This window comes from Flavobacterium sp. MDT1-60, from assembly GCF_014844035.1.
Taxonomy (GTDB): Bacteria; Bacteroidota; Bacteroidia; order Flavobacteriales; family Flavobacteriaceae; genus Flavobacterium.
Window position 1 is genome coordinate 2,606,485 of the sequence record NZ_CP062159.1, and the last position, 12,699, is coordinate 2,619,183.

Here is a 12,699-nt window from a genome sequence, read left to right on the forward strand (position 1 = left end):
GACGAAGAAAAAATTAAAAAAAGAGTATGAATAATTATTTGAAAAAAGCTGTTTTATTAGGGTTTGTTTATTTTACAGCCATTTATAGCATTCAATCACAATCAAAGAAACTTCAAAAAGATTCACCTGAAAAGGTTCGGGAATTTTTTGTGTCTTCTTTAGTTAAAATTGGAGATCCTGTTTTGAATGCTTTAAGTAAAAATCAGCTCAAACAGTTAATGCCTGTAGAAAAATCACCAGGTGCCTGGGATGATAGAACTCATGTGACTTATTTGGAGGCTTTTGGTCGATTGCTTTCAGGAATGGCGCCTTGGTTAGAATTAGGTAAAGACGGGACATCCGAAGGAAAATTAAGGGCAAAGTATATTGATTTGGCTCAAAAATGCATTCATAATGCAACCGATCCCAGTGCTCCGGATTTTATGAATTTTGTAAATGATAAACAGCCTTTAGTTGATGCTGCCTTTTTTGCCCAGGCGCTGCTTCGCGCTCCAAAACAACTATGGGAACCGCTGGATGCAATTACAAAAGAGAATGTAATCAAAGCATTAAAATCATCCAGAAAAATTGAACCTTATCACAGCAACTGGCTTCTTTTTGCGGGAATGATTGAAGCAACAATAATTAAATTCGATAAAGATCCCGATACTAATCGCCTGAATTATGCCTTGGAAGAACATAAAAAATGGTATTTAGGTGACGGAACTTATGGTGACGGTCCTGATTTTCATTGGGATTATTATAATAGTTTCGTGATTCATCCGATGCAATTGGACATATTAAACGTACTTAAAGAAAAAAGTAACGATTACAAAACGGATTATACTACGGAGTTAAATAGAGCCAGGCGCTATGCAGCTATTCAGGAAAGATTAATTTCTCCTGACGGAACTTATCCGCCTATCGGAAGGTCTTTAGCCTATCGTTTTGGCGCTTTCCAATTGTTATCTCAAATAGCACTCTGGAAAGAATTACCAAAAGAAGTTGCTCCGGCTCAGGTTCGTTCGGCATTGTATACTATGATTTTTAATCAAATTAATGTACCTGGAACTTTCGATAAAAACGGTTGGCTTCAAATAGGGTTATACGGACATCAGCCTAATATTGGCGAAGGTTATATTTCAACCGGAAGTTTGTATTTGTGTGCAGAAGCATTTTTGGTACTCGGTTTGCCATCAACTGATTCATTTTGGAGTGATGCTTATCAGCCCTGGACACAAAAGAAGATTTGGTCCGGACAAGAGATTCCAATTGACCATGCATCAAAATAATTAAACATTTAATCTAAAAATATAATGATGAATTTTAAGAACTCATTTTTTATAGTAATGACTTTTGTTTCACTTACAGTTGTAGGTTGTAAAAGCAGTGCTGTAAAGCAGGGAACTGCAATAAAAGAATCTAAGCAGGAAGTTATTGCAATTATTGACAAAGTAAATAATCATTGGCTAAATTCGCATCTGGAATTGGGAAATGCTTTTTGGAATGTTGCGGCATATCATACCGGAAATATGGAAGCTTATAAGGTAACCCAAAACAAAAAGTATTTGGATTATTCATTGGCCTGGGCCGAAAAAAATCAATGGATGGGGGCCAAATCGAATGACAAATCAGAATGGAAATACAATTACGGTGAGAATGATAAACACGTACTGTTTGGAGACTGGCAGATTTGCTTTCAAACGTATATTGATTTATACAATTTTACCGGTAAGAATGATCCGCAAAAAATTGCACGTGCCCGCGAAGTTATGGAGTATGAAATGAGTACCGCAGCTAATGACTATTGGTGGTGGGTAGATGGATTATATATGGTAATGCCGGTGATGACAAAGTTGTACAACGTGACCGGTAACGAAATGTATTTAGAGAAATTACATTCTTATTTAACGTATGCCAATGGTATCATGTACGACGATGAAGCAAAACTATATTTTCGTGATGCAAAATATATCTATCCAAAGCATAAAAGTGCAAATGGGAAAAAAGATTTCTGGGCGAGGGGAGATGGCTGGATTTTTGCCGGTTATGCCAAAATTATTCAGGATTTGCCAAAAACGGCTAAACACAGAAATGAATACATCATCCGTTTTAAGGAAATGGCTAAAGCCCTTGCAGCTGCGCAGCAAAAAGAGGGGTACTGGACAAGAAGTATTTTGGATCCTGAACATGCTCCGGGACCAGAAACCAGCGGTACAGCATTTTTTACCTATGGTTTTATGTGGGGAATTAACAATGGAATTCTGGACAAAAAAACTTATTTGCCAGTAGCATCAAAATCATGGAATTACTTAACAACATTTGCTCTTCAGGCAGATGGAACAATTGGATACATACAGCCGATAGGCGAAAAAGCTATTCCGGGACAAGTGGTAGATAAAAATTCTACGTCTGATTTTGGTGTAGGCGCTTTTTTATTAGCTGCTGCTGAGGTGTATCGCTATACTAAATAATTTTATTCTTTTTTTATTATGCAAAGAGGCAGTCTAAAATGACTGCCTCTTTGCATTTATACAAGTTTGGTTATCTTATTGCTCTTTCCTATCAAATGACATTGTTTTGAGTAACGAAAGTTCGCATAAAAAGAGTATTCTATTGAATCAACTTATAAAAGTAACATTTGTAATAGTTTTAATTTTTACTAAAATAGTAATGTGTTATAATATTTCGCATGTCATAATTAGTTCTTAAATAATTATGTAAAGTATATTTTAAATATGGTTTTTTTATCATACTTATAAAAATAATGCTTAATTCATGTAAAAATGCTGATTTGCCCCTTGTATAATGTCGTAATTACCCCCTTTTACTTATTAGTCTTACGTTAGATTTGCATTGCAAACTATATGTTAACACATATTAAATTGGTGCTTAAAAAATTTTGAAAAACAAAATTGTAAAAAACACACTTATTTACTTGTTGTTGCAATAGTTTGCGAACTTAAACTAATCAATTAACCAAAAAAATTACAACCAACATGACAAACTTTATTAGGAAGATTAAGACTCCTGATTATGCATCTGGATTTGATTTAAAAAAGAAACTTACAATACTTTGCGTACTGGTTTCATTATCTCAGGTACAGGCATACACTGGTACTTCTACCAGTACAAAAGGGGCAGAAAAAGTACAGCCACAAACTAGCATAACCGGGCAGGTTAAAGATCACAAGGGGATTCCGCTTCCCGGCGCCTCAGTTATGATAAAAGGTACAAAAAAAGGAACTGTAACAGATTTTGACGGAAAATTTACGCTGGCAGGAAATGAGAATGCAATACTAGTAGTATCATATGTTGGTCATGTAACCAAGGAAGTACCTGTAAATGGCCAAACAAATATTATCATACAATTAGAAGAAAGTGCTGCTTCTTTAGATGAAGTGGTGGTTGTAGGATATGGTAAAATGAAGAAAAAGGATTTAACGGGCGCAATTGTTCAGGTTAAACCAGAAGCTTTAGCCAATCAAAATCCACAGACCGTTCAGGATTTATTGCGAGGCGTTCCTGGTCTAAAAGTTGGCTATTCAGCTGATGCAAAAGGAGGAGGGTCTTTGCAAATTCGTGGGCAGACTTCTGTTTACAATCCTGATGGTGCCAATCATAATTCACCGCTTATTATTTTAGACGGAATGCAATTCTACGGTGAGCTTTCAGAAATTAATCCTGATGATGTTGGCCAGATAGATGTCTTGAAAGACGCGTCTGCAACAGCTGTTTATGGATCTAAAGCGGCAGCAGGGGTTATTGTTATTTCAACAAAAAAAGGAAAAACCGGTAAGCCTATTATTAATGTTACTACAAACACGACGGTTGTTAATGAAAGCGCTTATCGCAATGTGTATTCTCCAGAAGGGTATGTAAAATATCGTGAAGATTGGGAAGTTGCTAAAACGTATGGTGCAAATACAACAACAGGGCAATACGAACCTTATATTGCAACCCGTGTTGGTCAGGTAGGGTATTTTTCAAACCCTAATCAATTAGATCAGTATGGTATATCTCAGGCTCAATGGTTAGCGTATCAGCCAGCTGGACAAATACAAGGGAAAAGCTTAAATGAAGTATGGGGATTGCGTTTGGGTATTACTGATGCTTCACTTTTAAAGAATTTTACAGAAGGAAAAACACACGATTGGTATAATAGTACTTTTAGAACAGGAATAAATCACGACAATAATTTAAGTGTTTCCGGAGCAAGCGATAAAGTAAATTATTATATGTCTTTGGGGTATTTAACGTCAGAAGGAGCTATTCAGGGTAATGATTATTCTGCAGTTCGTGCGAATATGAAAGTGGATGCTAAAATTACAAGCTGGCTTGAATTTGGAGCAAACGTTAATTTTCAGGATCGTTCAGATGGAGACATAGCTGTTGGTACCGGTACTAATTATTGGGATGCAAATATGTTAAGAAACAGCCCGTTCTCTAACTTTAAAGAAGCGAATGGTGATTTTGCGAGACAACCAATGGGACCAACAATTGGAGGATATAATTATTACTATGATCGCCAGTATATGGAGCTTGAAAAAGGGTATACTGTCTTAAATACCATTTTCAATACAAAGGTAACTTTACCTTTAGGTATTACGTATTCGTTTAATGCTTCACCACGATATGAATTCTTTTACAATCGTTATTTTCAGTCAGCAGGTAATAAAAATTGGAATCCGGTTAACATAGGAGTAGATAGAGGTAATGGTAAAAAATTTACGTGGAATTTGAACAATACAATAGCATGGGATCATACGTTTAATGAGAAACACCATATCATAGCAACTTTTGTTCAGGAAGCTGAAGATCTTAAAACATGGTCAGATATTGTTTATGCACGTAATATTCAGCCTTCAGATGCCTTAGGTTTTCATAATATTGCTAATGCAACGCTTTTAAATAGTACATTTTCCAGTACAGATACACATCAAACAGCCGATGCATTAATGGCGAGACTTTTTTATTCGTTTGATAATCGTTATATGATAACAGGAACTGTACGTCGAGATGGGTATTCGGCATTTGGAGCTTCGTATCCTTATGCGACCTTTCCTTCTGTAGCCTTAGGATGGAACTTTAATCAGGAAAGCTGGTTCCATTGGGATCCTTTAAGCACAGGTAAATTACGTTTGTCATGGGGTAAAAACGGAAATAGATCGCTTGCTGATCCATACTTAGCTTTGGCAAATTTAGGTTCAGGTACAGGAGCAACAATGGGATATATAGATGCTTCAGGAAACATTGTTGATATGAAATACCTGGCAATTGATCGTATGGCAAATCCAAATTTGCAATGGGAAAAAACAACGGCAACTAATATTGGTCTTGACCTTGGTTTCTTAAATGACCGAATTACGAGTACAATCGATATTTATAGATCGGTTACTAATGATATGATCATGAGTCAGCGTCTTCCTGGTTTCTCTGGATTTGGATCAATCGCAACCAATCTTGGAGAGGTTGAAAATAAAGGGATTGAAATAAGCCTTACTACATTAAATATAAAAAATCCAAATTTTGAATGGACTACCAGCGTTGCTTTTTCATACAATGAGAATACGATTAATGCATTATATGGTAATATGGAAGATATTAAGGATGCCAATGGAAATGTAATCGGAACAAAAGAAGCAGATGATAAAACAAATGGATGGTTTATTGGCAGACCTATTTCTCAAATCTGGGATTATAAAGTAACCGGAATTTGGCAAAAGGATGAGTATGCAGAAGCTGCAAAATACGGACAGCGTCCTGGTGACCCAAAAGTGGAAAACAGCTACACTGCTGATGATGTGAATGGAAAACCAACTTATAATGAAAAAGACAGACAGTTTTTAGGCCAGACAGCACCTCCAATCAACTGGTCGCTGCGTAATGACTTTAAAATTTATAAAAATTGGGATTTGGCAATTAATATGTATTCCTACATGGGGCACAAATCGCTTGATGGACGTTACATGAATACGTATAACGATGGTAGTTTATATACAAACAACTACAATCCGTTTGTAAATCCATATTGGACAATTGACAACCCAACCAATGACTGGGCGCGTCTTGATGCAAGAGGGCCTGCAGGAGCCGGAACAGCAAAATTATACGATCGTAGTTTTATACGTCTGGACAATATTTCGTTGGCCTATTCACTTCCTAAAGACCTAATAGATCGCTTGCATGTTAGAAATTTTAAAATTTATGCTTCAGTTCAGAACGCTGCAACATGGTCTGCTTCTGGTGAATGGAAATATTACGGAGACCCGGAAACAGGGGGATTAGCAACACGAATGTTTAATTTAGGTTTTAACGTTTCACTTTAATAATTACAACAATGAAAAGATATATAAAAAATAAAATCTCAACACTTGCACCTTTAGTAGTAGTGGCTGCTCTTTTGGTTTCCTGTTCAGAGGATTTTCTGGAGCCGGATCCGCTTTCGTTTTACGAACCAGAAACTACATTTACTACTGAATCTGGGTTGCAGGCGACTTTGGCAATTGCTGATAAAGGGTTGCGTAATAATTATATTCATTATAATGCTGCCTCAAACAGTGTGCCTATCGGTACGGAATATGTTTTCTCTGATATGGCAAAATACGGAAAAACGGATAATAGTAGCACTATTTCTGATTTTGCTAACACTATAGTGCCTACCGGAAGTTTTAAAACAGCAACAAATGATGATTTTTATCTTGGATTTTACTGGGATGAAGGTTATACAGGTATTAAATATGCTAATACCGTATTGACATACATTGATAATGTGACAAGTTTAACTGAAGAAGTTAAACGTAAATATATCGGTCAGGCCTATTTTCACAGAGCATACCGTTATCTTAATCTGGTATATCAATTTGGAGATATACCATTGATTACTAAAATCCTGGAGGTTCCAAAGCAGAGTTATTATTCTACTAAAAAAGAAGCTATCATTGAAATGATTACAGCAGATATGGAAAAGGCTGTAGAATGGGTACCGGATCAGTCAAAACTACCGTATGTGGGTGTGGTAAACAAAGGCGCATGTCGTCAGTTATTGATTAAGTGTTACCTGGCTTCCGGAAGATTTAAAGACGCAGAAACACAGGCAGATTTACTGATTAATCAATCTGGCTATTCTTTAATGCAGGGTTCTTTTGGAACTTTTGACCCAGGAGGAAATCCAACAACATGGGCGATAAACAGAAATGTAATCTGGGATTTACACAGACCTGAAAATAAGGTTATTGCTGGTAACAGAGAAGCCATATTGGTTATGCCGAATGGAGGAGTACAATCATTTTTACCGTTTGCTTCAATGAGAATTTTTGGTCCAAACTGGAATTCGGGTACTCTTACCACTCCTGATGGAAAACAAGCAGCAAATCGTTTTGCTTCAAATAATGCTAATTATCAGGCTAAATATGATTATGCAAGAGCATTAGGACGTGGTATTGGTACTATTAGCGCTTCCTATTATTCACAACACCCTATGTGGGTTGTAAACGGTATTGAGGATAAGCAGGATCTTAGACATAATAGCGCTGTTGGGAACTGGGTAAATATGGAAGATCTTAAATACAGTGATAAGAGTTCTGCGTTCTACCAACAAAATTTTAGATTAAAAAATGGTACCACTTTTTTGTCAAAAGATACGCTTCGTGAATGGTTTGATTTTCCCTTGTATAAAATCTATTTGCATGATGTTGTAAATGAAACTAATCCAAATGCAACTGATTTTCAAGGAGCTAGTACCGGAAGTAAAGCACATTGGTATTTATATCGTTTAGCTGAAACTTATTTGCTAAGAGCAGAAGCACGTTTTTATCAGGGTAATGTAGGCGGAGCAACTCAGGACGTGAATGTTATCAGAGCCAGAGCCGGAGCTTCTCAAATGTACGGGCAGGTAACTATTGGTGATATTTGTGCAGAAAGAGGAAGAGAACTTTATCTGGAAGAGTGGAGAAATGCAGAGTTAAAACGTATTTCACACTGCCTCGCCCTGAGTGGAAAACCAGATGAGTGGGGTCAGACCTACAATAAAACCAATTGGGATAAACAATCCGGAACTGATGCAGCCGGAGGTAGTTATTGGTACCAGCGTATTTCGCATTATACCCTTTACAACAAATATCCAAGTGGAATTGTTGTTCCAAACGGTACTAAGTTTTATACTATGGACAAACGTAATAACTACTGGCCTATTCCAAACAGTGCTATAACGGCTAATATTAAAGGTAAATTAAGTCAGAACTTCGGTTATGATGGTTACGATCCTAACGTTAAGGTTTGGGATAAATGGCAGGATGCTGTTGCAGATGAAACTCAACTTTAATTAGCTGCCCAATTAAAAATATCTAAACTGCAGTAATTTGATTTTTTTTCTTTTACTGCAGATGAAGATACATTCATAAAGATTTTAAACTTCCAACTTCTTAATTAGTAGTTTTTATAAGTGTGTGTGTTGATGACTAAGTATTATCCCTGATTTGGTTATAAGGGATAATACTGGTAGTCATTATAATTCGCATGAATAAATTTCGATTCAAAAATATATTGTGATCCTATGATTTAAAGAAAAATCACGGATTTAGCAATGTATAAAATGATAATATAAAATTTCAATAAAATTTTTACAGTAATAAAAAACCAGATGCTATTCTTATTTGGTTTTTAAAGAGGAATGCTTTAGCGACTCAGGTAAATAATTGTGATGGTTGCTAAAGAGAGTATTGATCAAAATTTTAAAATAATTTTTAAAACAAAATTTCATATGAAAAAGCTCTACCCAATTTTATTTATATGGTTATCGGTCTTTGTACACCAAATTTTTGCACAAGCGCCTAATTTGCCTGTCAAAGTCAATTTGGCTACGACATTGAGTGCTTCTAAGACTTTTACTAATGGTACGAATCCAGATATTATATCTTTTCCTTTAAGCAGTCAAACTGAATTTACTTTAGAAGTAAAAGCCAAAGTTAATGCTGCTGTAGGCAGAGGATTAGATGTCGAGGTTAAGAATACAATTGGTCTCGGATTTAGAACATCTTTAGATAAAACTACTTTTAATACTACCACAATCTTATCAATACCAGAGAATTTAAGTACTTCCGTAGATAATGCTCAGGAACAAACTTACAGGTATGCAATCAAAGACGGTGTTGCCAATATTTATCAGGATGGAAATTATTTAACTTCTAAAACGCTTGATTTTTTAAATGATAATTCAGGAACAACAATCGCATATGGCACTGATAATCTATTAGGAAGATGGGCTGGAGTCACCGGGAATAATTCTGGCAAACCTAACGATTATGGCTGGGCTAATACGGCTGCAAGTCTTCCGTGGAATACAGCAAATTCAACCAGTGGGGTTCGATACCTGGATGTAACTTCAGGACATACATTTGAATTGGATAATTCAGTTTACAGCGGAAGAATAATGTACATACGTTGGGATAATGCAAGTTATTCAACTTCAACATATAGCTATCCGGTTAAGTTGGAACAGGGCTTGCGATATGAATTTTCATGGATTTACGAATACATATCTAATGCTGCTCCCGGCGCGAAAATTAATGTAGCGATTTCATCAGGTGCAGACGGATCAGGTGTTATAACTTCTAAATCATTTACAACTGGTAATGCCAACAAATTAAGAAAAGGAGATTTATCTTTTGTTTCAAATTCTGACGGTATTTATTATTTGACAATCACTGGTGATTACGGACTTATGGCGATTGCCGATTTAAAACTTAAATCTTCAAATTTAATTAATAACTGGGACGGATTTTTTAATGATAATTCAGGAACTCCTGCTGCTTATGGGTGGACAAATGTTACTTCGCCATCTATTTTTAATACAGCAAACAGTACTACCGGAGCACGGTTTATGGATGTAACTTCAGGTCATACTTTCGAATCAGATAATTCAGTTTACAGCGGAAGGTTAATGTATATCAGATGGGACAGTACTGCGATTCAAAATTCAGTTTACTCTTTTCCGGTACAGTTAGAAGCCTCAAAAGGTTATCAGTTTTCATGGATATATGAATACATTTCGAATTTAAGTCCTGGTTCTCAAATGACAGTATCTGTTTCCACAGCTGCAAATGGCGGAGGAACAGTTATAGCATCAAAAAGTTTTGTAACAGGAGCTGCTAATAAATTACGAAAAGGAGATTTGTCTTTTCAATCTCAAAGTGCAGGTACTTATTATATAAACGTAACCGGAGCCAAAGCGCTTTTCGGAATAGGTGATTTAAAAGTTCAGGGACAGCAGACAGCAAACATTGTTATTGGTAAAAATTACGCAACCGGCGCTGTTGACATGGCAGTTACTTCAGTTACTTTTGAGAATGTGGCTTATGCACCGGAGAAAATTAGTAGTCCGTCGTTACAAACTATAGATATTACGAGCAACACAAATGTTGCTGCTTATACAAAATCAAAAGTTGTGTTAAGCGGAACGGCTTCCTTATATCTAAAAAACGGATATAATCCTTTAATCAATTCGACAGTAAATTTAAGTTCAGCAGATAACCGTTTGTATTTTGAAAATATTAAACCGAGTGAAGTTATCAGTTCGCAGTTACAATATGTTTCTGTAAACGGTGTTATGGCAAGTAATGGTACAAACGCCAATGTCACAAATTATGGATCAGGTACAGTTGTCTCGCCTTATGTTGTAGATTATCAGCCATTACAAGTTTTTACCGACGAAAATTTTGCAGGCGCATCTCAGCAATATGTTACAGTAACTCCATTTGATAATTTAGGAGCATTTGATAATGCGATCAAATCCTTTAAATTGAAAAAAGGTTATATGGCAACTTTTGCCACAAGTGCAGACGGATCAGGATACAGCAGAGTTTATATAGCAGAAAATGAAGATCTTGAAATTTCGGTTTTACCAATTAATTTGAAAGGAACAATTTCATTTGTCAGAACAATGAGATGGCACCAGGTCACTAAAAAAGGACTGGCCGGTGGAAGTACAGAAGCGATCAATTCAACAAATATTACCTGGTATTACAATTGGAATACAGGAATGGATACTACACCAAACGTAGAATATGTACCAATACGCCAAACCCAATGGTGGCCTTCATTTACACCAGCTTATACTAAAGATGGCTATACTCATTTATTAGGATTTAACGAACCAGATCGTCCTGATCAATCCAATATGACAGTTGAAGCGGCGATAAGTTCCTGGCCGGCTCTTTTGAAATCAGGATTAAGAGTAGGCTCTCCGGCAACGTCAGATCCTTATAATCCCTGGATGGCTAATTTTATGACGCAGGCAGAGGCTAATAATTATAGAATTGATTATGTAGCACTTCACTGTTACTGGTATAAAACGGCAGCACAATGGAAAAGTGATTTGCAGAACATATACGATAAATACAAAAGACCTATTTGGATAACAGAATGGAATATTGGTGCAAACTGGACAGCTAATAATTTTCCGGATGCTGTTACTACACTTACTGATGCTAACGCAACGAAACACAAAAATGACCTGGCAGCGATATTAACTGTTTTGGAAAGTGCCGATTATGTAGAGCGCTATTCAATCTACAATTGGGTACAAGATGCCAGGGCAATGTATGTTACCATAAATGATGCGTTTAAAACAAGAAACCCAAACTGGCAGAATTATGTTTGGCTGCAAACAGCGCCAGTAATTTCCAGTACAGCAACTGATTATACAGTTTTAACTCCGGCAGGGCAATATTACGCCAAAAATGCATCGGCGAAAGCCTATAATTCTGCTAAAGAATACATTCCATTATGGAAAACAAAAGTAGAAACGTTGAGTTACACCCTTTCTTCAGATTATAAAAATATTACAGTAAAATGGACAGGAACTAATCAGGAGTTAGTAAATAAATATGTTCTTGAAAGAAAGCTAAGTGGCGAAAGCGCCTTTTCAGTTTTCTACGAATCCACCAATTACAATGTTGTTGAAAAAATCGATCAGGTTCGTACACATGCCGAATACAGAATTAAAGTTGTTGGTAAAGACAATGTTGAGTCAGCATACTCAGCGATATTGGTTTATGATCAGCCTGCGATTTCTGAGGTTCCAACAAATTTTCAGGGTGAGGCAGTATCAGCATCAGCAATCAATTTAAAATGGACGCCTGTAGCAGGAGCAGAATCTTATAAAATTAAAAGGTCTGTAACTGTTAACGGTGCTTATGAAATTATATCTGCTTATGTCAAGGACAGCATTTTTGGTGATACAAATTTAGAAGCAAATAAAGATTACTTCTATAAAATTGCATCAGAAAATGCGGGAGGTGAAAGTCAGTATTCTGACGCTTTACAGGTTAAAACATTGACAACTTCGGGTGCTTTAACCGCTAAAAACTCAAATACATTGGCTTTAAATACATTGGAAGAGGAATCTTTTGAAACGATTAGCGCTTTTCCAAATCCTACTACAGGTCAATTCGATATTATTTTACCAGCAAATGAGGATTTAGTTACAATTGCAATTTATGCTTCGGATGCAAAATTAATTTCAACATCAAAATACATAAGTGAAAATGGTAAAATCCATCTGAATATTGAAAATCAGCCGCCGGGAATTTATCTGATTAAGATTCCATCGCATCCGGATATAACATTCCGAATTATTAAAAAATAATGCATTGCATACAAGTAAAGTTTGGTTTTAATTAGTGTAGAAATGATGAGGGGTCTTTCGGGATCCCTTATCAT

General features: G+C 36.2%; 5 protein-coding genes. All 5 read left to right on the forward strand.

All coding sequences use genetic code 11. The annotated features are described in order from the left end of the window. Window positions 1–26 precede the first annotated feature (26 nt). A complete protein-coding gene (locus IHE43_RS11230; RefSeq protein WP_192188004.1) occupies window positions 27–1,271 on the forward strand; it encodes a DUF2264 domain-containing protein in 1,245 nt (414 codons plus the stop codon). Between the two features lie 24 nt (window positions 1,272–1,295). After that, on the forward strand, window positions 1,296–2,453 hold the full coding sequence (locus IHE43_RS11235; RefSeq protein WP_225585472.1) for a glycoside hydrolase family 88 protein: 1,158 nt from the start codon (window positions 1,296–1,298) through the stop codon (window positions 2,451–2,453). A 525-nt stretch (window positions 2,454–2,978) separates the two neighbouring features. Beyond that, entirely contained in the window at window positions 2,979–6,308 is a 3,330-nt protein-coding gene (locus tag IHE43_RS11240) for a SusC/RagA family TonB-linked outer membrane protein (protein WP_192188005.1), read from the forward strand. 11 nt (window positions 6,309–6,319) lie between these two features. Further along, a complete protein-coding gene (locus IHE43_RS11245; protein WP_192188006.1) occupies window positions 6,320–8,302 on the forward strand; it encodes a RagB/SusD family nutrient uptake outer membrane protein in 1,983 nt (660 codons plus the stop codon). A gap of 438 nt (window positions 8,303–8,740) precedes the next feature. Next, on the forward strand, window positions 8,741–12,625 hold the full coding sequence (locus IHE43_RS11250; RefSeq protein WP_192188007.1) for a glycosyl hydrolase: 3,885 nt from the start codon (window positions 8,741–8,743) through the stop codon (window positions 12,623–12,625). The last annotated feature ends 74 nt before the right edge of the window (window positions 12,626–12,699 follow it).

Bases quoted from the DNA above. Each gene is read 5' to 3' on its own strand.
- IHE43_RS11230 (WP_192188004.1), top strand. From the start codon at position 27: ATGAATAATTATTTGAAAAAAGCTGTTTTATTAGGGTTTGTTTATTTT.
- IHE43_RS11235 (WP_225585472.1), top strand. From the start codon at position 1,296: ATGATGAATTTTAAGAACTCATTTTTTATAGTAATGACTTTTGTTTCA.
- IHE43_RS11250 (WP_192188007.1), top strand. From the start codon at position 8,741: ATGAAAAAGCTCTACCCAATTTTATTTATATGGTTATCGGTCTTTGTA.
- IHE43_RS11240 (WP_192188005.1), top strand. From the start codon at position 2,979: ATGACAAACTTTATTAGGAAGATTAAGACTCCTGATTATGCATCTGGA.
- IHE43_RS11245 (WP_192188006.1), top strand. From the start codon at position 6,320: ATGAAAAGATATATAAAAAATAAAATCTCAACACTTGCACCTTTAGTA.